19 protein-coding genes are annotated in these 19,229 nt (G+C 52.0%); 12 read left to right on the plus strand and 7 right to left on the minus strand.

Features of this window, described 5'->3' with window-relative positions:
* Window positions 1–636: 636 nt before the first annotated feature.
* Window positions 637–1,047, minus strand: a complete 411-nt coding sequence (locus NSQ73_RS31910; RefSeq protein ID WP_246354581.1) for a hypothetical protein — start codon at window positions 1,045–1,047, stop codon at window positions 637–639.
* A 334-nt stretch (window positions 1,048–1,381) separates the two neighbouring features.
* On the opposite strand from NSQ73_RS31910, the gene NSQ73_RS31915 reads away from it, so the two are divergent.
* The 8 genes from NSQ73_RS31915 (at window position 1,382) to NSQ73_RS31950 (ending at window position 10,057) form a co-directional block, all read left to right on the plus strand.
* The gene (locus NSQ73_RS31915; RefSeq protein ID WP_042132918.1) at window positions 1,382–2,074 is read left to right on the plus strand and encodes a response regulator transcription factor; all 693 of its coding nucleotides are present in this window, start codon (window positions 1,382–1,384) and stop codon (window positions 2,072–2,074) included.
* Window positions 2,071–3,537, plus strand: a complete 1,467-nt coding sequence (locus NSQ73_RS31920; protein ID WP_340990191.1) for a sensor histidine kinase — start codon at window positions 2,071–2,073, stop codon at window positions 3,535–3,537. Before NSQ73_RS31915 ends, NSQ73_RS31920 begins: the two co-directional genes overlap by 4 nt.
* 93 nt (window positions 3,538–3,630) lie before the next feature.
* Window positions 3,631–4,752: a TolB family protein gene (locus tag NSQ73_RS31925; RefSeq protein ID WP_340990193.1), complete on the plus strand. Its 1,122-nt coding sequence runs from the start codon at window positions 3,631–3,633 to the stop codon at window positions 4,750–4,752.
* A 576-nt stretch (window positions 4,753–5,328) separates the two neighbouring features.
* Window positions 5,329–5,871, plus strand: a complete 543-nt coding sequence (locus tag NSQ73_RS31930; RefSeq protein ID WP_039300070.1) for a MarR family winged helix-turn-helix transcriptional regulator — start codon at window positions 5,329–5,331, stop codon at window positions 5,869–5,871.
* Window positions 5,872–5,912: 41 nt separating this feature from the next.
* Complete coding sequence (locus NSQ73_RS31935; RefSeq protein ID WP_340990195.1) at window positions 5,913–7,379, plus strand: aryl-sulfate sulfotransferase; 1,467 nt, start codon at window positions 5,913–5,915, stop codon at window positions 7,377–7,379.
* 35 nt (window positions 7,380–7,414) lie between these two features.
* Window positions 7,415–8,443: an ABC transporter substrate-binding protein gene (locus NSQ73_RS31940; protein ID WP_340990197.1), complete on the plus strand. Its 1,029-nt coding sequence runs from the start codon at window positions 7,415–7,417 to the stop codon at window positions 8,441–8,443.
* Window positions 8,444–8,484: 41 nt separating this feature from the next.
* Complete coding sequence (locus tag NSQ73_RS31945; protein ID WP_340990199.1) at window positions 8,485–9,261, plus strand: ABC transporter ATP-binding protein; 777 nt, start codon at window positions 8,485–8,487, stop codon at window positions 9,259–9,261.
* A gap of 16 nt (window positions 9,262–9,277) precedes the next feature.
* Window positions 9,278–10,057, plus strand: coding sequence for an ABC transporter permease (locus NSQ73_RS31950; protein ID WP_039300079.1), 780 nt, complete (start codon window positions 9,278–9,280; stop codon window positions 10,055–10,057).
* 101 nt (window positions 10,058–10,158) lie between these two features.
* Here the strand turns inward: NSQ73_RS31950 and NSQ73_RS31955 are convergent, their stop codons facing one another.
* On the minus strand, window positions 10,159–11,067 hold the full coding sequence (locus NSQ73_RS31955) for a copper amine oxidase N-terminal domain-containing protein (RefSeq protein WP_340990201.1): 909 nt from the start codon (window positions 11,065–11,067) through the stop codon (window positions 10,159–10,161).
* Window positions 11,068–11,248: 181 nt separating this feature from the next.
* Here NSQ73_RS31955 and NSQ73_RS31960 point away from each other — a divergent pair, with 181 nt between their 5' ends.
* Complete coding sequence (locus tag NSQ73_RS31960) at window positions 11,249–11,485, plus strand: DUF6953 family protein (protein WP_039300082.1); 237 nt, start codon at window positions 11,249–11,251, stop codon at window positions 11,483–11,485.
* A gap of 221 nt (window positions 11,486–11,706) precedes the next feature.
* Here NSQ73_RS31960 and NSQ73_RS31965 read toward each other — a convergent pair whose 3' ends face one another.
* The 3 genes from NSQ73_RS31965 to NSQ73_RS31975 are packed head-to-tail and all read right to left on the minus strand — an operon-like array spanning window position 11,707 to window position 15,069.
* Complete coding sequence (locus NSQ73_RS31965) at window positions 11,707–12,789, minus strand: mannose-1-phosphate guanylyltransferase (protein WP_340990202.1); 1,083 nt, start codon at window positions 12,787–12,789, stop codon at window positions 11,707–11,709.
* The gene (locus tag NSQ73_RS31970; protein WP_340990203.1) at window positions 12,782–13,888 is read right to left on the minus strand and encodes a glycosyltransferase; all 1,107 of its coding nucleotides are present in this window, start codon (window positions 13,886–13,888) and stop codon (window positions 12,782–12,784) included. The genes NSQ73_RS31965 and NSQ73_RS31970 overlap by 8 nt, the downstream gene beginning before the upstream one ends.
* Complete coding sequence (locus NSQ73_RS31975; protein WP_340990204.1) at window positions 13,888–15,069, minus strand: glycosyltransferase family 4 protein; 1,182 nt, start codon at window positions 15,067–15,069, stop codon at window positions 13,888–13,890. Before NSQ73_RS31975 ends, NSQ73_RS31970 begins: the two co-directional genes overlap by 1 nt.
* A 199-nt stretch (window positions 15,070–15,268) precedes the next feature.
* Here NSQ73_RS31975 and NSQ73_RS31980 point away from each other — a divergent pair, with 199 nt between their 5' ends.
* From NSQ73_RS31980 to NSQ73_RS31990, 3 genes are all read left to right on the plus strand, one after another.
* Window positions 15,269–15,565, plus strand: coding sequence for a helix-turn-helix domain-containing protein (locus NSQ73_RS31980; RefSeq protein WP_340990205.1), 297 nt, complete (start codon window positions 15,269–15,271; stop codon window positions 15,563–15,565).
* A complete protein-coding gene (locus NSQ73_RS31985) occupies window positions 15,531–16,478 on the plus strand; it encodes a DUF1861 family protein (RefSeq protein ID WP_340990207.1) in 948 nt (315 codons plus the stop codon). Before NSQ73_RS31980 ends, NSQ73_RS31985 begins: the two co-directional genes overlap by 35 nt.
* 84 nt (window positions 16,479–16,562) lie before the next feature.
* Entirely contained in the window at window positions 16,563–17,150 is a 588-nt protein-coding gene (locus tag NSQ73_RS31990) for a 50S ribosomal protein L25 (RefSeq protein ID WP_042132942.1), read from the plus strand.
* A gap of 127 nt (window positions 17,151–17,277) precedes the next feature.
* Here the strand turns inward: NSQ73_RS31990 and NSQ73_RS31995 are convergent, their stop codons facing one another.
* Both NSQ73_RS31995 and NSQ73_RS32000 read right to left on the minus strand, forming a co-directional pair.
* Entirely contained in the window at window positions 17,278–18,156 is an 879-nt protein-coding gene (locus tag NSQ73_RS31995; protein WP_340990209.1) for a carbohydrate ABC transporter permease, read from the minus strand.
* A 106-nt stretch (window positions 18,157–18,262) separates the two neighbouring features.
* Entirely contained in the window at window positions 18,263–19,147 is an 885-nt protein-coding gene (locus NSQ73_RS32000; RefSeq protein ID WP_340990210.1) for a carbohydrate ABC transporter permease, read from the minus strand.
* Window positions 19,148–19,229 lie beyond the last annotated feature (82 nt).

Genomic DNA, 19,229 nt, shown 5'->3' on the forward strand with positions numbered 1-19,229 from the left:
AGACCTAAGAGTGATAAACTGTAATACTGGACAATAAAAGACTCATACCCGCAGATATAAGCCTTTATATAATTCATTATAGCGGTGAAAACAGTAGTCCCCCTTAAATGCTCTGGTTAAGCGGATTCGCATGGTGGATTACGTCGGTCTCTTACACTTGATTCGTTTCCGGCAGAATGATGACTTCTTAGGAGCACTGCAGACTTGAATGTTGTACGTTTTGCAACTTTGATTCATGGATAGCCAGGTTTTCGGGTGGATTGTTGTAAGAATTACAACAATAATCCTGCTAAGTCGCTTGAGAAAGGTGAAATCCTGCCTTTTGTACAACAATTTTGGATTTGAGCCGATAGGATGAAGGAAATGTTGTATTATGTGCAGGATTATATAAAAAGCTGCCTGTCGCCGCCCTGGAAAGCGGATAAAATTGGGATTCACGCTCCAATCTTACGTAGAGCCTACATAGTAATCTGTTTTCACCAGGCAGTTACACTAAGAGTGCGGCGAACGCACATTTACCAGCCCGTAGGGGTACTACACACAAAAAAGCTGCCCCACCGCAGTAATTCTGCAGGTGAGCCAGCCTTTTTCAAATAAACGGTATGGAATTTACGTGATTCAGCCTGCCGGATTCACTCAGCCAAATGAAGTCAGCACACTCTGCGTCACGATCTCTCTAAGTTCAGCCTTCTGTGCGGTGTATTGCTGCTGATTGATGCTTCCGCCCGCCAGTCTTGCTTCCAGCTGCTGGGTCAGCTGTTTGACCTGCAGGTTGATCACATTATTGATATTCCCGCCGTTCTCTTCTGCAATGGTACGCAGGGATTTGCCGTCATATAGGGCGTCGTACAGCTCTTCATCGGAGGACTGGCTCAGGTTCAGGGCGTCCAGCAGCTCATCGGTATCGGCCACATCAGATGTAGACCATTTGGCAACGGGAAGGGTATGTAATGCTGGCTTGCCCCAGGCAGTTCCTCCGAAGGACATGGCTACAACCATCGTTCCGACAATCATTACCCGCTTAATATTCATTCGTTTTATGTTCATATCTGTTATCCTCTTTTCATGATTGGTTATATCGTTCAGGGTTAGTGGTTTGCGGCGGCTAGTGAACTTCAGCTAAGTACAGTTTACCCGTCAATACTGAAATGAAGCTTAAGTCTTCTTAAAGATAACCTAAATGTTTAGGAAGCCCTGGTTCGTTCTAAAAGCATTTGCCTAACCGGTGTTTGCCAGCAGGCCCGGACGGTGATTCTAGTAGTAAATACCGGCGAAGCCTGCATTTCCTTGATCCTGCTTCTTCATCTGCGTTATCCTTGAATGGACACAGAAATATATTTACCCTTACCCAAGCAAGTGCAAACGGAAGGATGAACCTCCTATGAAAAAAATACTGGTCGTCGATGATGAACCGGCCATTGTGAGTGCGATTGCCTATGCGCTGCGGCGTGAAGGCTATGAGGTCGATACCGCCGGTGACGGGGAGGAAGCGCTGAGCAAGACGAACACCTTCCACCCGAACGTGCTGGTGCTGGATGTAATGATGCCGAAGCTGAGCGGGTATGATGTGTGCCGCAAGCTTGAGAACCGTGATGATATCGGAATTATTCTGCTGACCGTCAAAAATGATATTGTCGATAAAATTGTCGGCCTGGAGCTTGGTGCAGACGATTATATGACCAAGCCGTTCGAGATCCGCGAGCTGCTGGCCCGGGTCAAGGCACTGCTGCGCAGGCTGGAGAAGAATACGGCCGAGGTGAAGAGCGAGCTGATCGAATACGGCATTCTGCGGGTGCATCCCGACCGGCGCAGCGCCGAGCTTGGGGAGGAGAGCCTTGAGCTGACTCCGAAGGAATTCGATCTGCTGCTGCTGCTGCTCTCGCACCCGCAGCGGGTGTATATGCGCGAGGAACTGCTGGAGCAGGTGTGGGATATGGACTACGCCGGGGGAACGCGTACGGTGGATATCCATATTCAGCGGCTGCGCAAAAAGCTGGGCGAGCCCTACCAGAACATCCTGCAGACCGTCTATGGCGTCGGCTATAAGGCTGTGCCTGCGGGGAGCTACCCATGAGAGTCAGCATCAAGCTGAAGTTCAGCCTGTTCCTGGCTCTGCTGCTCATTCTTGCGCTCAGCGTGCTGAGCTATTTCGTGCTGCGCGGGGTGGAGCGGAATCAGCAGGGTCAGACGGAGATCTATCTGGCCCAGCATGTCACAACCGTTAATCTGCGCGTGAAGCAGACTTACTATACCGGCGTGCGCCTCACGCCGCAGGCCTTCATGCAGCAGCGGGGCCGGGCGCTGGCCGCCGAGCTGGCCGGGTACACCGGCCTGGAGGTGACCCTGTACGACAGCCAGGGTCAGCAGGTGGGAACCTCGGCGCAGGGTGAGCCGGGGCCGGGCAGGCCGGATGTCAGCGCGGCACTGGACTACGCGCTGAATAATAAAGTCGCCTATCAGAGTGAAGGCGACAAGCTGTTGTATCTGGCTCCGCTGCAGGGGCCGGAGGAGCAGATGGGTGTGGTGCAGCTGCAGTACTCGCTGCAGGACGCCCGGAGCTTCCAGCAGACGCTGCTTAATCTGTTCCTGACGACAGGGGGCGCGGTGCTGGTGCTCAGCTTCATCATCGGGTACCTGTACTTCAACCGCGCTGCGGCAGCGATCGGCCGCTTGAAGAAATCAGCGGAGGATATCCGCCGTGCCGATTACATCTCGGCTCCGCCTGTGAAGCGCAAGGATGAACTCGGTGAGCTGGCCGAAGGCATCTACTTCATGAGCCGGGAGATCGAGAGCAGCATTGCCGCGAAGGATGAGGAGCGGCGCAAGCTGCAGCTCGCGGTGGAGAAGCTGCAGGCGCTGGAGCAGCAGCAGAAGCAGTACATCGGGAATATCAGCCATGAGTTCAAGACACCGCTGACTTCAATCAAGGCGTATGTTGATCTGCTGAACATGTATGACGATGACCCCGAGCTGCTGCATGATGCCAAGCTCAGCATTGCCAAGGAGACAGACCGGCTGTATGAGATGGTGGAGAAGGTGCTGCAGCTGACCGCGCTGGAGAAATATGATTTCGAATCCCAGGCAGAGCTGCTGGAGGTCGAGGGCATGCTGCGGGATATATGCGGCCGGATGAAAGGCAAGGCGGAGCGTTATGGCCTTACGGTATCGCTTGACGTCAAGCCGGCGCATATCTGGATCGATAAAGAGAGCTTCATGCATATCTTCATCAATCTGCTCGACAATGCGATCAAATATAATGTTCCGCAGGGAAGCATTCATCTGCGGAGCGAGGTCAGGGACGGGCGGGTATGGATTACAATCCGTGATTCCGGTATCGGCATTCCTGAAGAGTCGCGGGACAAGATCTTCGAGCCGTTCTATACGGTTAACCGTGACCGTTCGAGAGCCTCGGGAGGCACGGGGCTTGGACTCTCACTGGTCCGTAACCTGGTGGAGAAGCAGAACGGAACCATAGCACTGCTGGAAAGCTCAGGCGAGGGCGCAGCGTTTGAGCTGTCTTTTCCATTAGTGTCCTGAAGGGGCTACGTTTACAACTTGGAAACATTCTATATGCGGTTTGGAAATAAGCATCCGGTATGCTGGGAGTAACACAAGCTGGAGGGAAGCCTAATGAATGCTGAGAACAATAGAAGACAGGGCAAGGTGCGGGCAATTCTGCTATGTGGTGCGCTTCTGCTGTCCGTGACAGGCTGCGCTGCCGAGAATACTGAAACAAGGCAGGTGGTGGAGAAATCCGGCCACAAAATTACGGTTCTCGATAACATTAGCGAATCCGTCTATACCCAGTTGAAGCTGGAAGGAATCGATAAGGTGGAGGGTGTTCGGGGCACGGATTTCGTCAGTGAGGACGTCATGGTTGTGACCAAAGAAAACCGTAATCTCCCTGCGCAGGTGATCGAAGGCCAGGAAAGATATCCGCTGAATCTCTATCTGCATACACTCTCCACGGGTGATGAGACTCCGCTGCAGGAGGGGGAGCTGAATTATGGTTCACCGCAAATGTCTCCGGACAAGACGCATGTATTCTACAAAGAGCTGTATGAAGCTACCGGACTTGGCTATATTATGGATCTGGCCACAGGCGTTTCGGTGAAAATGAGTGATGCGGAGTTCAGAAGCGAAGAAGGAAGATGGGCGGATAACGATCATGTGATTTATCCGGATATGGAAGGCAATATCATGAGCGCGGATGTGATCGGCAAGCAGGAGACAGTGCTGAAGACCGGCATCCCTTATGTACATGAGGTCATGCAGAGCGGCAGCCGGATTCTATATGTCACGGGTGAAGACAGCCAGCTTAGCGCTTATGATACGGATACGAAACAGACCAAGGTGCTGAGCAAGAATGTGATGTGGGTTGTTCCGTCACCGGACGGGAGCACGCTCGCAATTGTCGAACGGAAGGGATCGGGCGAGATGGTGCTGAAGCTCTGTGACAGTGAAGGCAATGAACAGTCCCAGCTTGCTGCAGGCCAGCAGATCTTCGGTACCAGCTGGTCGCCGGACGGCAGCAAGCTGGCCTATGCAGTCACTGCAGCAGGTTCTGCTGATGATCAGGAAGACCTGTTCATTACCGAGGTGGAGACCGGAGAGCAGACGCCGGTGCTGAATGATATCCGCGTGTCTGACCAGCTGCACTGGAGCCCCTCGGGCAAGAAGCTTCTGGCCACAGCAACTGTGCTGAAGGACAACGTCTATCAGTTCCTCACCTACGTGGTCAGTTTGTCTTAATGCTCCGGATCAGCAGCTTGGCGCCAGCACTTGGAATCTTCGCACAAGAAGGTCAGCCGGAGGTTTTCCGGCTGACAACACCGATCATTTTCGCTTTTTGCCGGGTAGGCTAAGCGACTTAAAATCCTGCATCAAATACAACATTCTCCTCCTAAAATCGGTCAAAATCCAAAATTGTTGCAGGAAATGCAACTTCTCCTTCGCTTCCAAGCAGATGATCAAGATAATTCTTGTATTTCATACAACAATCCTCCCGAACAGGCAGCTATCCATGAACCAAAGTTGCAAATAATGCAACAATAATACGCCTACAGTACTATGAGCTCTCCACTGCCGTAAGAGCACCCCGCAGTCCTTTTAACATTTATCGAATATATTCATACTTGACAGGTGGGTTTAAGGGGTATATGATTACAGCAATCCTTCACTACTAATTAAATGAACAGTGAAATAATAAATACGACCATCATATTTGAGCTGATTGGACCACCAAAGGCTCCCGCAAATATTCCCGTACAGGGGATTTTCCGGGGGCCTTTTTGGGTTCCCTTGGATGGACAGCAGAGGAGAGATAGCATGGAAGATAACCCGTGGGAGCGGCTGGAGGAGGCAGACCACCTGTTCCGCAAAATGGTGCGCAGATTCGTCAAGGAACGTGACCGCGTAAGCGTGGAGGGGATTTCCTTGCCCGGCATGCTGATTCTGCAAAAGATTATCCGTGATGGTGAGCAGCGGCTGGGCGATCTGGCAGAGCAGCTCGATTTCACTTCGGGCGCTATAACGGCGCTGAGTGACAAGCTGGAGGCCGGCGGATATACGGTGCGCAGACGCAAGGAAGATGACCGCAGAACCGTCCTGCTTGATATTACGGCCAAGGGCCGGGAGATGGTGGAGCGCAACGGCAACATCGGTGCCCGATGTATTACGCTTCTGTTCGAGGGCTTTACGGATGAGGAGCTTGAGCAGCAGAGCCGCTTCTATGAACGGATCATCGGCAATCTGGAAGGGTTCTCGGATACGCTGCTGAAGTTGGCACAGCAAAATGCTGAAATTCCCGTACCTCAAGAGCCTGAACAGAAGCCGCGTGCAGAGGTGAAGAAGAACTATCTCAGCTATTGAAAATGAAGTTTCCGCTAACACAACTTTAAGGAGAGATGATCATGGGACACTCAACAATTTATCCGACAGGGGCGACGGTCTATAACCCGTCCAAGGCATGGAGCGGCTACACTGTATTTCAGGCGGGCGATGAGGGAGTCGTGCTGATCGATATGAGCGGCAAGGAAGTGCATCTGTGGCAAGGGCTGATCGGCTTCCCTGCCAAAATCCTCCCGGGCGGCTACGTCCTGGGCAGCACGGGCAGAAGAGATCCCAAATTCGGCATTCAGGATAATGTCGATCTGGTTCAGGTAGATTGGGACGGCAATGTGGTCTGGAGATACAACAGCTACGAGCATATCGAGGACCCTGGGTATGAGCCGCTGTGGTACGCCCGCCAGCATCACGACTATCAGCGGGAGGGCAATCCGGTCGGATACTACGCTCCCGGGCTTGAACCTTCAGCTAACAGCGGGACAACGCTGATCTTAGCGCATAAGAATCTGCACAATCCTGAGATTTCCGATAAGCAGCTGCTGGATGACACGATCATTGAGGTGGACTGGGAAGGCAATGTGATCTGGGAGTGGGCGGCCAGCGATCATTTCGCGGAGCTTGGATTTGATCAGGCGGCGCGAAATGTTCTCTTCCGCGATCCCAACACCCGCTCCTTCGGAGATCTGGGCGGCGGCGTAGGCGACTGGCTGCATATCAACTCCGCTTCCTACGTAGGGCCGAACAAATTCTATGATAACGGAGATGAGCGTTTCCACCCGGACAATATTATCTGGGATGCGCGCGAGGCGAATATCATCGCCATCACTGACAAGCGCAGCGGGGCTATCGTCTGGCGGCTGGGACCGGACTACTCTCTGCCTGAAGTGAAGCATATCGACTGGATTATCGGCCAGCATCACGCCCACATCATTCCGAAGGGACTGCCGGGCGAAGGCAATCTGCTCGTATTCGATAACGGCGGCTGGGGCGGATATGGGCTGCCGAATCCCTCTTCACCTTTTGGACAGAAGAATGCGTTGCGTGACCATTCCCGTGTGCTGGAGATTAATCCGGTGACACTGGATATCGAGTGGCAGTATACCTCGGCGGAGGCCGGGTTCTCCGTTCCGACCGATTCCTATAAGTTCTACAGTCCGTATATCAGCTCGGCGCAGCGGCTCCCGAACGGCAACACGCTGATTACCGAGGGTTCGAACGGGCGCTTGTTCGAGGTGACGGCGGAGCATGAGCTGGTCTGGGAGTATATCTCCCCTTACACTGACCGCCGCAATACGAATATGGTCTATCGTTCCTACCGTGTACCCTATGCCTGGGTGCCGCAGCTGGCGAAGCCGCAGGAAATTGCTATCGAGGCCATCGATGTGTCCAGCTTCAGAGTGCCGGGAGCTGCGCCGAAGGGGTCGGATTCGGTAGTGAGTGTAGCGACCACACTTCCGTTTACAGAGGGGGCCGCTTGCGTGGCTACTGCGGAAGAAGGCAGCGTCCGGAGAACCAGTCAGATAATTAGATAGGCTATAGAAATTTATAGACGAAGAGGTGCGTAGTTTTGAAAAAATCATGGTACGGCTCAGCCTTCCTGCTCTTATCCTTATCTCTGGTACTGGTTCTGTCCGGCTGCAGCTCCAAGGGAGACGCGGCGGCTTCCACAGGAACGGGCAGCGGCCAGCAGAAGACCCTGAAGATTAGAATTGCTGACATCAACACGAATCCTACCTTCCGGGTAGCAGTCGATAAAGGCATCTTCGCCAACCACGGCATCGATGCAGAAATCATCAACTTCGGCACTCCGGCTGAGGGAGTAAATGCGCTATTCATCAAGCAGGTAGACGTGGCCTTCGGTGCTGATTTCCCGGTGCTCAATGCCGTCTCCAAAGGCGAGTATTCGATCATTGCTTCCGCCGGCCAGGCCACGGATCAGGCAGCGGCAGTATGGAAGCTGTACGTAAGGGACGAGATCAAGTCAGCTGCGGATCTGAAAGGCAAGAACCTAAGCTTCATGCGCGGTACGTTTCTGCCGTATCTGTGGGATGAATACCTGAAGGAGCAGGGCATTGCGCTAAGCGACGTGAAGCTGACAGGACAGGGTGCGTTCGACGAAGCCTTCATTGCACTGAAGCAGGGTGATGTGGATGCTGCCTGGTTCACTGGCTCAGCTCTGACGGATAAGCTGGCCGCACTTGAGGGTGTCCATGAGCTGACCGATATGTCTAAGACTCCGGTGCGCCTCGGAATGGGTATTGTCGCCGGGAATGCTTTTGTGCAGGCGAATCCTGAGGGAATTGGCGAATTCCTGGCGGCGGTGGACGAGGCTGCGGCTTATGCTCAGGAGCATCCGGAGGAAGTGGCCGATCTGATGTTCAAGGAACTGAAGCAGCCGAAGGAAGCAACGCTGAAGGACTTGCCGACAAATCCGTGGAATGTGGGCTTTACCCAGGCTGCCTATGACAGTCTTGACGGACAGAAAAAGTATATGGTCGATACAGGAATCATTGAACAGGATTTTGATCTGGACAGCAAGCTCAGTCTGGACCCGCTGAAGCAGGCTTTGCCGGATAAAGTGACTTTTGCCAAGTAGCATAGCTTACACGAAATAACTTAACTTTCTGGAGGTGCCTCATGTCTTTACCTGCCAAACAGCATGCCATTCATATCGAGCAGTTGCGCAAGAGCTACAGCGAGCCTGCGGCCGGGGACGTTCATTACATTATCAAGGATGTGAACCTGGTGATCAAAGGCGGCGAATTCTTCGTCCTGCTAGGCCCGAGCGGCTGCGGCAAATCAACGCTGCTCAACATGATCGCAGGCTTTGTCTCCAAATCTGGCGGCAATCTGCGGGTGGACAACGTCGAGGTGGATAAGCCGGGCCGGGACCGGGCGGTTGTATTTCAGCAGGCAGACTCTTCCCTGTTCCCCTGGCTCACGGTGCGGGAGAATGTAGAGTTCGGACTGCGGATGAAGAAGACGGCAAAGGCAGAGCGCCGGACCCTATCAGACCGGTATATCACGCTAGTGGGGCTGAACGGGCATGAGGATAAATTCCCGAAGGAATTATCGGGAGGGATGAAGCAGCGGGTACAGCTGGCCCGGGTACTGGCGAATGATCCGGCGATTCTGCTGATGGATGAGCCCTTTGGCGCGCTGGATGCCATGACCCGGCGGACGATGCAGAAGGAACTGGTGCAAATATGGCGTGAAACGCATAAGACCGTTATTTTCGTAACGCACGATATTCAGGAAGCACTGCTGCTGGGTGAGCGCATCGGCATCATGTCCGTGGGGCCTTCCTCCAATATCACCAATATATACGACAATGCGCTGCCGTTTCCGCGGGATGTGGCCTCGCCGGAGTTCTACTCGCTGTATAACCAAATTCAGAGCCATTTTGAAGAATAGGATCGGAGGGCAGTACATGTTGAAATGGGTGGAGAAAAAATGGGTCTCGGTCTCCCTGCTATGGATTGCCGCACTCTGCATCTGGCAGCTGGGCGCATGGGTGTATGGTCCGGATGTCATCCCCGGGCCATGGGCCACGCTGAAGGGAGGGCGGGAACTGGTCCAAGACGGCACCTTGATGCAGTATATCGGCATCAGCTTTTACCGCGTGCTTGTCGGTTGGGTACTCGGCAGTCTGCTGGCTATTCCGGCAGGGCTGATCATCGGAAAAGTTAACGTCATCCGCATATTTGCCGAGCCGTTCCTGAATTTCATCCGCTTTATCCCGCCGATTGCATTCATCACACTTTTTCTGGTCTGGTTCGGCATCGGGGAGCAGTCGAAGATTGCCCTGATTATGTACGCTACCTTCTTCATTGTTGTGCTGAACACCTTGACCGGTGTAATGTCGGTAGAGGAGGATAAGGTCCGCTCGGCCCGCAGCATGGGGGCAAATGAATGGCAGATTCTGCTGCACGTGATTGTGCCGGCTACGATTCCATATATCTTCACCGGTGTACGGCTGGCAATGGGAACCTCCTACATGGCTATTATCGGGGCAGAAATGATTGCTTCGAATGAAGGTGTCGGTTATCTGATCTGGAATTCGCGGCTGTTCTTCCGTACGGACTGGATATTCGTCGGGCTGTTCTGTCTGGGCTTCATGGGCTTCTTCACCGACAGGCTGTTTGGCTGGTTCGGGAAGAAGGTGCTCTACCGCTATGGTGTGGTCAATGTGGCTGCGCGGAGAAGGTAGAGGCTGGACTTACCCGGCTTGGCAATAACACTAAGGCGACTTACAGTACACAAACCACTGCCCATCAATCATGGACAGTGGTTTGGTCTGGTTCTACTCAGTTATTCAGGGATAGGCTGGATGATCTCACCGTAGTTCCGGGTAAAATAAGGAAAGGACTGATAGGAGCCATCCGCTGCTGTCTGATAGTAAGCACGGTAGCCTCCGCCAAAATAGCGGAAATGATCATGAGACATCTCAGCCATATATCCGGGCTGCTGTCCTCCCATTGTAGTGTACAGATCATAGCCGGGGATTCCATTCGTGCCGTATTGCCAGACGGCATGGGCAGCTCCGTCCTTAATCTCAACGACGGTTGAGACAAGCGCGTTCTCATAGACATAGCGAGTAGCATCATTTGCGGCAAATCTGTACGTATAATTCCGTGATTGCCCGCTCTCCGCTGCGGAAACAGGCGTGAAGTTGTATTGAATGGGCAGGGAGATGGCTGCGAGACGGGCTACTGCCAAGTCACTGGAGAGCAGAGCAGCGGTATCCGGAACATAATCCTTGCTGGTAATGAAGAGTATGCTGCGCGTTCGCTCATAGTACACACTATATCCGAAGGCTTCACTGACGAAGCGGGCCGGAACCATCATCCGGCCGTTATAATTACCTGCCTCACTATCCAACTGGACAGGCTGGCCGTTTTTGTAGGCTGTCAGCTGTCCCTGGATCAAACGGAATGTATCCTTGGCCGGATTAGTGATTGTAGCGGTGCGGGTTGCTGTATCCCAGGAATAAGTCAGTCCGAGTGAGGCGAGCGTCCGAACCGATATTTTGATTCTGCCAGACTCAATAAAGGGGCTGCTGTCTGTTGTGATAAAGCTTCCGTTGATATTGACGGTAATCGGACGGGCTGGCGCAGCTGCCGGGACAGGGGAAGCGGCTGAGGCGGCTGAGGTGAAGCTTTGCAGCAGGAGAAGGAGCAGCAGACAAGCCGGCCATATTCTTTTATACAGATTCATCATTAATCTCCTTTCTGTTTTGTTGGAATTAAATAGAATAAGTTTCCATATATAGACGCTGCTCTCTCTATTATGTTTCTAATAAACTCCGGATTGTTTCAGGAACTGATTCATTGGAAGCCGTTGTATTCATGCTATAATGGGGAAATCTACAAGCAGGATAAGCAGGAAGGAGCACTACCCCATGGAAGTAACCGCACAGGAAGTGGCGGAATGGATGGTCAAGGAAATCAAATTTACTGGAACCCTGCACCAGACCGCAGCGATTGAATATGTGAAGGCGAATTTCGGCGAACAATTTGTCTTTGTGAATGAGAATGGAAATGCATCGCTGTCCAAAGAAGTGAAGAAGGCGTTCCGCAAGCTGCACGGCGGCCGGATTGCCTGGGACCGCGACGGGTTCCTGTGGGCCTGGACCTAAGAGCTGACTCAGAATAGGAGAACCATAAGAACACAAGCAGAAACGGCTACGCCGTCCTTGATAGGACGGCATTCGTTTCAGCGAGAAATAGAAGGATAAATTATCATGTGAAACATAGAAATTCTTATATTTTAACAAAGGGAGCATTGCTGTAATAGCAGTGCTCCCTTTTGTATGCAGGCAACTTCCTGCACAAGCCTCATAAGTAAGGCGTTCATAGCCTATACATATTCCAGCATGCCTTTCTCCTTGAGCAGATCGACAATGTCTTTGACTGACTGGGCTTTATCCTTGGGGCAGATCATGACCGCATCCCCGGTGTCAGCGATGATGAAGCCGTCTACGCCGATGGTGGTAATCAGCCGCCCGTTGCCATAGATAATGGAGTTGCGGGTATCGATGCCGACATGATTCGCCTTGATAATGTTGCCGTCATCATCAGGCGGGAAGATGGCACCGAGCGCATCCCAGCTGCCGATGTCATTCCAGCCGAACTGGCCGGACAGTACTACTACCTCATCAGAACGTTCGAGGATGCCGTAGTCAATCGAGATATTCTGCAGCAGCGGATAGATCCGGTTAATCGTCTCCTGCTCCTGATCTGTACCGAGCGCTTCACTGATCGGCAGCATCGTATTATATAGCCGCGGCAGATACCGCTTGAAGTTATCGATAATGACCGAGGTCTTCCAGATGAAAATCCCGCTGTTCCAGAGATAATTGCCTGAGGCCAGATATCCCTGTGCCTTTTTGAAATCCGGCTTCTCCACAAATTCAGCTACATCGTATACGGCAACCGGATTGACTGCGATCGGCTCTTTGTCATAAGCGATGTAGCCGTAGCCGGTGGAGGGGAAGGTCGGTTTGATCCCGATTGTGACAATGGCATTACTCTCCATCGCGACGGTGCAGGCTTCGTCCAGTGTAAGCCGGAACTGCGGCTCATCGGTAATATAGTGATCGGAAGGCAGGACAACCATTAAGGAATCCCCTTCACTCATCTGCTGGATGGAGAAGGCGGCGAACAGGATGCTTGCTGAGGTATTCCGGGCCACGGGCTCGATCAGAATATTGCTCTTCTGCACGCTGCTGTGCATAATACTCTCCAGCAGTACCGCCTGGGTACGGTTCGTTACGATGACGGTATTCTCCTGCGGGATGATGCCCTTGAAGCGTTCAATCGTATCGTTCAGCATAATGTCGTTGCCGCTGATGTTCAGCAGCTGCTTGGGAATTTCCTGTCTGGACAGCGGCCAGAAGCGGGTGCCGCCTCCGCCAGCGAGTATAGTTGCGAATTTATCCATGATGAGTCACCAGATGGGCAATCGAGAAGGAGATGATGCTCTCCGATCCCTGATTGAGGTTCAGCCCCGAGCTGTGAATTCCGTCGTAGCAAGCCCCGGTCTGGGGATCGATCAGGGAGAGCTGCAAGGAGTTGTTCCCTGTATACCAGGCGTAGCATAAGTCGGCCTGCTGCAGATAAGACGGGTCCTGCAGCACTATGGCAGCCTCCCGGCAGGCGAGCAGCATTTCACAGGCTTCGATGGGCTGTTCGTCATAGAGAGCAGGCGTACCGCCGCGCAGCAGCCAGCCGTGGCTGCCGACAGGTCTGTAATAGCCTTCCGGTGCGAAAGTCCGGGAGATCAGGAAATCGAGACTTTCTTTGGCTGTTACACGAAGCGCCGGATTGCCGGTAATCGTGAAAGCCTTAAGCAGTGCCCAAGGCAGCATGGAGTTCCCGTACGTCAGGCTGTCTTCATACCAGTTCCAGTCTTCCCCTTTGGTAAGGTTATACTGGTCATGCAGCCGGATGGTGACGGATTCGATAAGCTCTATAATAAAGGCTTCTGGCAGGAAGGCCAGTTCCTCTTCTGTATTTGGTGTATGGGGATATGGGAAGGAATAGGTGAGTGCTCCGGGAGTCTCAAGTAAATAGCTGAGGCCGATGACGGCATAGCCCAAGGCCCGGGGAGAGCGCAGGCCTCCGATATGCGGCAGCGCCTGGTTGATCAGATACCGGCAGGTATTCAGCAGATTATCCGGCAGAATGGAAGAGTAGGAGAGCACGAAGCCCAGCGCCCAGAGTGTGCGTCCCTGGCAATCCTCGGAGCCGCGCTCCTCCAGGAAGGAACGGTTGTAATCCATGAAATTCCGGAAGTTACCTTCTTCATTCTGTGCATGATGGACGAACGAGAGGTACGTATGGATCAAATCGAGTGCAGCTGTATCCCTGCTGTTGTTATACATTAACACGGCTGCGATCAAAGCCCGCGCATTGTCATCAGTGGTGTAGCCTTTGGCACGATCGGGCACGCCGAACTTCGTATGCTGGAAAATCCCCGTATCATCAGTGATCTGGCGCATATAACCGGTTTTGAACTGCAATACCGCAGATGTCTGCATCAAATCACACTCCGGCCAGCCGGTTTGGAGAGGGCTATTTTGTCCTGAAAGATGGCGGCATAGGTTTTTGCAACCTCACTCCACATCATCGTACTGCCTAGCGACTGTGTACGCTGTTCCATATCCCGGACCTTGGCCGGATCATCCAGCAGCTCCAGAATACAGGCTTCCAGGGAAGCCGAGTCACGGAATTCCGCCAGCAGGCCCCGGCCATCGGCCAGCATCTCTTGAGCGTAGCGGTAAGGGGTGGAGATAATCACCCGGCCATAGCCGACGCCGTAAGCGAGTGTGCCGCTGACTGCCTGATCCTTGCCCAGATAAGGAGTCATATAAATATCCGACATCACCAGGGACTCAATGACCTCTTCCTGGGTCAGCAGCTTGTCGACGAACAGCACATTATTGACCAGGCCTAATTCATGCACAAGATCGGTCAGCTTTTGACGGTATACTTCACCTGTCTCCTGTTTGACGACCGGATGGGTCTTGCCCCAGATGATGTAGAGCGCATCCGGATGCTGCTTCACTACTCCGCTCATAGCTTCAATAGCATACTCAATACCCTTGCCGGGACTCAGGAAGCCGAAGGTGGAGAGGATTTTGCGTTCCCCGAACTTATACTGGGTCTTTAGCTCCGCGCGGGTAGAAGTTTTAACAAAAGGCACACCGTGGTGAATAAAAGCAATTTTGGCGGCGTTAATATGATAGACAGAGATGAGATCATCTACTGTGGATTGGGCCATCGTGACAACCTTTACGCTTCCTGCAGCTATGCGGGTGATAATCTCATGCTGTTTCGGCGAGGGGTTGGTTAATACAGTGTGGAAAATCGCCACATAAGGTACATGAAGCCGCTCAGTGAACTGCAGCAGATATTCGCCGCTTTCTCCGCCGTAGATACCGAATTCATGCTGAATGACGAGCAGATCGGTGTTTGACTGGTTGATTTCTTCGGCGGCATCTATATAATCAGATAGCTGATGTTGGTTAATTTCCCGCATGACCTGGTCTGTGTACCGGTAATTTCCGTTGTTGTTCATAGCGATGATCCGCGGTTTGTTGAAGCCCTGGAGCTTGGTGAACTCATCCAGCAGATCCTGGGTGAAGGTAGCAATTCCGCATTCTCTAGGCAGGCTGGTGGACAGGAAAACAATGTTTTTATTGCGGTTGCTGTGGTTCATAATAAGAGCCTCCTATTGATTATCGTACTTTTGGGGACAAAAAAAGAAAATAAAGAGGACTTTATTTTCCGGGGATAAGTGGTATAAAATTTGTGATCTGCAAATTATTTCCTGTTCCAACTATAACATGACCATTTAATCTTGTCAATTTATTGACTCCCCTGAAATCTCCAGATATAGTGATGTAGGAGGTGTATGGATGCCAGTCATACGCAGCAAATTGAGTGAGGTTATGGAGAAGCATGACCCGAAATTATCGATCCGCAAGCTAGCGAAAGACATTAATTACCATTTCGATTCCGTCCGGCGGATGTACAAAGACGAGATGGTGCAGTACCCCCGGGATCTGCTGCTGAAGCTGTGTACTTACTTCAATATTCAGCCCGGAGAATTGATCCGGATGGAATCAGATGAGAACGATTGGGCAATAGATAAGGCAAATGAATATGAGGAGGAAGGCAATGACAAGGAGCACGGCAAAGACAGCAACCTGTAACGAACTGCTGGATACCTTTTATGCCAATCTCCGTCCCGTGCACGTGGAGAAGCTGGTCTTCTCCGGTGTGGGCGGACGTGATGTATACAATATAACGGCTCCATTTCTGCATGACGGGGAGGAAGTCATCTTGGGAAGAGTTGAGGAACGGGATAGTGAGTTCTCTCAAGTCTTCTTTTTTACATTCCGGGAGGATGGCGTCTGGATTCCCCGGGAGCATACCCATACCTATAATCTGCAGGACCCTTGCGTGACCCGCATTAAGGGTGAGCTGATTGTCGGCGGAGTTGAAGTGATCACGGCCGGGGATAACCCGCAGAGAATCGTTTCGTGGGTCACTCAGTTCTACCGGGGCTACCGGATTGATTCCATGCGCCATTTCTCCTCGGGTCCGGGCACGATGAAGGATATCCGGCTGATCGAGCTTCAGGACGGAAGAATTGGCGTATTGACCAGACCGCAGGGAGACCGGGGCGGCAGAGGACAGATTGGCTTCACCATTATTGATTCACTGGATGAGCTGAATGAACAGACCTTCCTGGAAGCGGAGATTCTGCGTAACCAGTTCGTGCAGGAGGAGTGGGGCGGAGCGAATGAGGCCACTCTGCTGAGCAATGGCCATGTTGGTGTGCTCGGGCATATCGCCTGCTTCGACCGTATGGGGCAGAAGCATTATTACGCTATGGTCTTCTCGCTCAATCCGGACACCTTCGAAACTACCCCGATCAAGATCATCGCTGCCAGAAGCGATTTCCCCATCGGTCCGGGCAAACGCCCCGAGCTGCAGGATGTCATCTTCAGCGGCGGGCTGGTGCGCGGTAAGGACGGCCGGGCGGTACTGTCTGTAGGCGTCAGCGATGCGGAAGCCTACAGAATTGAGATCCCCGACCCTTTTATTGAATATGAAGTCTGATATCTGCAGGTTTGACTAGATTCTATGGTCATGTTAAACTTAAGATGACAAGAATTTATGGTCGAAGAGAGCGGGAATTAAGCAATGAGTAAATTTATTCAACTAAGCAATCGTACGTCTGACACAAAGTCCAACCTGAATGTGGCAAGAAAGCAAGGCCGCATCCCGGCAGTACTGTACGGAATTGGTAAAGATACTCTTAGTCTTGAAGTGAGTGAGAAGGAACTGCTGGAAATGCTGAGAACCAATCCGCGTGCAATCCTGCAAGCGAAATTGTCTGATGGTACAACCGTTCCGGTGGTAGTTCAGAGCATTCAGAAGCAGTCTATGTCCGGTAAAGTGCTGCATATTGATTTTCAGCATGTGAACATGAGCATCAGCATGGACAGTAAAGTTACGATTCATTTTGCAGGCGAAGCTGCAGGGGTCAAAGAAGGCGGCGTTCTGCAGGTAGAAATCTATGAAGTAGAAGTCCGTTGTATGCCGGGTGATCTGCCGACTTCCATGGAAGTGGATATCAGCGGCCTTGCTATCGGTGACCAATTACTTGTATCTGATCTGATTTTCCAGGATGGTATTGAAGTGCTGACTGATCCAAGTACAGTAATGATTCAGATCAAGACTGTGCATGAAGAAGCTGAAGAACCGGCAGTAGCAGCTACTCCGGCTTAAATAGAGGGTGACGAATATAGCCCCTTCGGGCAGAGCGTATCGGGATCTCATGATGATGTCATGATTCCGGCTACGTCTGCTGGAAGGGGCTATTTGCTGTTCTAACAGGCATATTGCCGGGAAGCAGCTACTTCAGTGCTCCCTCTGTCAGGCCGGCAACGATATAGCGGTGGAAGAAGAGGTATACGACAATCATCGGGAGCGTAATAATCGCCAGTGCGGAGAAAAGCAGCTTATAGTCGGTCATATATCGGCTGGAGAAGGCCAGCAGGCCGACCGGGATGGTCTTCAGTGCATCATTCTGGATGTACAGCATGGCCAGCAGCAGCTCATTCCATGCATTCAGTGCCGAGAAGATCCCCACGGTAGCCATGTTTGGAACAAGCAGCGGAAGGATAATTCTGCTGTACATCACCCAGTCATTACAGCCGTCCATGCGGGCAGCTTCCAGCAGTTCTTTTGGCACGGAGTCTAAGTACGCCTTGAGCAGAAAGATAGCCAGCGGAAGTCCTGTTCCTATATAAGGAAGAATTAACCCCATATAGGAATCCTTCAAATTCAGCTGCTCAAAAATATAGCTCTGGGCAATGAAAAAGGATTGCAGCGGCATGAACAGTCCGAATACGAACATCAGCATCAGGAAGCCGCTGCCGCGGAAGCGCAGCTTACTGAAGGCAAAGGCTGCGAGGCTGGCAAATAGAAGAATGCCTGCAACGGTAGCTGAGGTGACGATTACGCTGTTGCTGGCATAAGTACTCATATTGCCGACAGTCCACGCCTTGGACCAGTTCTGCAGATTAACCTGTTCCGGCAGCGCGAACGGGGCGGAGAAGATCTCACGGTTCTCACGGAAAGAGGAGAGAATAAGCCAGAGGATCGGATAGAAATAGAAGCAGGAAATGAAGATCATGAACAGATAATACAGAATATGTGAGAACGGTCTGCGGTTTGCCGCCTCCCCTCCGCTGTAAGCGTCTTTCTTGATATCTAGGACTGTGGTCGTCAAGGAGAACACCTCTCTTTCTCATAATTTCAGAGTTTACATGTTTCGGGGTCCCCGCAAAGTACCTGAGTCATCTATCTACGCCAAAGCCCCGCTTTATAGGGTTATTCTAATACTCCAGCACACCGGAGTCTTTCTTATTCAGTCTGCCGGCAATAAGCCCGATGACCGCGATCACGATTGTCATGATGACGGCAAGCGCAGACCCGTAGCCGATGCTCATATGGGTAAAGACTACTTTTACAAGATAGGTCGTAACGATTTCCGTCGAATTATACGGACCGCCATTGGTCATTACATAGAACAGATCGAAGGACTGGAAGCCGGTAAGCACACACAGCATGATGCCTGTCTCTACCAGATTGCGGATCATCGGCACTTTGATCTTGAAGAATATCTGTCCTTCCCCGGCGCCATCCAGATAGGCGGATTCATAGACTTCTTTGGAAATGCGCTGGATTCCGGAATAAAAGATGGTCATATAGAACCCTGCGTAGACCCAGCCGGATACGATACAGATGGCGTAAAGTGCGGTATCAGGGTTGCCTAGCCAGACGCGTGTCCAGCTCTCCAGGCCGATCTTCTCCAGCAGGATATTGATGAGACCGAAATCAGAATTGTAAACAAATTTCCATAAGTAGGAGACGACAATCATCGGCAGCATGACGGGCACGAAGAATGCCAGCCGGAATATTCCGCTGCCCTTGCGGCCCATCGTGATTAAGCCTGCAAGTCCCAGTCCGACAAGGACTTCAACAACGACCGTGGCGACAATATAAACCAGTGTGTGTCCATAGGAATTAATGTAGATGCGGTCTTGAAAAGCCCGGATGTAATTGTCAAAGCCGGTGAATTTCATCTGGCCGATCCCGTTCCAATCGTAGAAACTGAATACGAATGTCATGAGGACCGGAATAAGTACAACAAAGGCAAACAGCAGAAGGGCAGGCGAGATGAACAGGTAGGGAGAGAGTTTATTGCTTTTGCCGGACAATGGGTCCACCTCCACTTCAGGATATCAATCTAAGCACAGGGTCCGCAGATAGCTTCAACTTATGAAAGGACTGCTGTGCGCG

It is taken from the genome of Paenibacillus sp. FSL R10-2736 (assembly GCF_038000245.1).
In the GTDB taxonomy this organism is placed as follows: Bacteria; Bacillota; Bacilli; order Paenibacillales; family Paenibacillaceae; genus Paenibacillus_AQ; species Paenibacillus_AQ phytohabitans.

Excerpts from the sequence above, each read along its gene's own strand:
- NSQ73_RS31910 (WP_246354581.1), bottom strand. The coding sequence starts at position 1,047 with ATGAACATAAAACGAATGAATATTAAGCGGGTAATGATTGTCGGAACG.
- NSQ73_RS31915 (WP_042132918.1), top strand. The coding sequence starts at position 1,382 with ATGAAAAAAATACTGGTCGTCGATGATGAACCGGCCATTGTGAGTGCG.
- NSQ73_RS31920 (WP_340990191.1), top strand. The coding sequence starts at position 2,071 with ATGAGAGTCAGCATCAAGCTGAAGTTCAGCCTGTTCCTGGCTCTGCTG.
- NSQ73_RS31925 (WP_340990193.1), top strand. The coding sequence starts at position 3,631 with ATGAATGCTGAGAACAATAGAAGACAGGGCAAGGTGCGGGCAATTCTG.
- NSQ73_RS31930 (WP_039300070.1), top strand. The coding sequence starts at position 5,329 with ATGGAAGATAACCCGTGGGAGCGGCTGGAGGAGGCAGACCACCTGTTC.
- NSQ73_RS31935 (WP_340990195.1), top strand. The coding sequence starts at position 5,913 with ATGGGACACTCAACAATTTATCCGACAGGGGCGACGGTCTATAACCCG.
- NSQ73_RS31945 (WP_340990199.1), top strand. The coding sequence starts at position 8,485 with ATGTCTTTACCTGCCAAACAGCATGCCATTCATATCGAGCAGTTGCGC.
- NSQ73_RS31950 (WP_039300079.1), top strand. The coding sequence starts at position 9,278 with ATGTTGAAATGGGTGGAGAAAAAATGGGTCTCGGTCTCCCTGCTATGG.
- NSQ73_RS31955 (WP_340990201.1), bottom strand. The coding sequence starts at position 11,067 with ATGATGAATCTGTATAAAAGAATATGGCCGGCTTGTCTGCTGCTCCTT.
- NSQ73_RS31960 (WP_039300082.1), top strand. The coding sequence starts at position 11,249 with ATGGAAGTAACCGCACAGGAAGTGGCGGAATGGATGGTCAAGGAAATC.
- NSQ73_RS31965 (WP_340990202.1), bottom strand. The coding sequence starts at position 12,789 with ATGGATAAATTCGCAACTATACTCGCTGGCGGAGGCGGCACCCGCTTC.
- NSQ73_RS31970 (WP_340990203.1), bottom strand. The coding sequence starts at position 13,888 with ATGCAGACATCTGCGGTATTGCAGTTCAAAACCGGTTATATGCGCCAG.
- NSQ73_RS31975 (WP_340990204.1), bottom strand. The coding sequence starts at position 15,069 with ATGAACCACAGCAACCGCAATAAAAACATTGTTTTCCTGTCCACCAGC.
- NSQ73_RS31980 (WP_340990205.1), top strand. The coding sequence starts at position 15,269 with ATGCCAGTCATACGCAGCAAATTGAGTGAGGTTATGGAGAAGCATGAC.
- NSQ73_RS31985 (WP_340990207.1), top strand. The coding sequence starts at position 15,531 with ATGACAAGGAGCACGGCAAAGACAGCAACCTGTAACGAACTGCTGGAT.
- NSQ73_RS31990 (WP_042132942.1), top strand. The coding sequence starts at position 16,563 with ATGAGTAAATTTATTCAACTAAGCAATCGTACGTCTGACACAAAGTCC.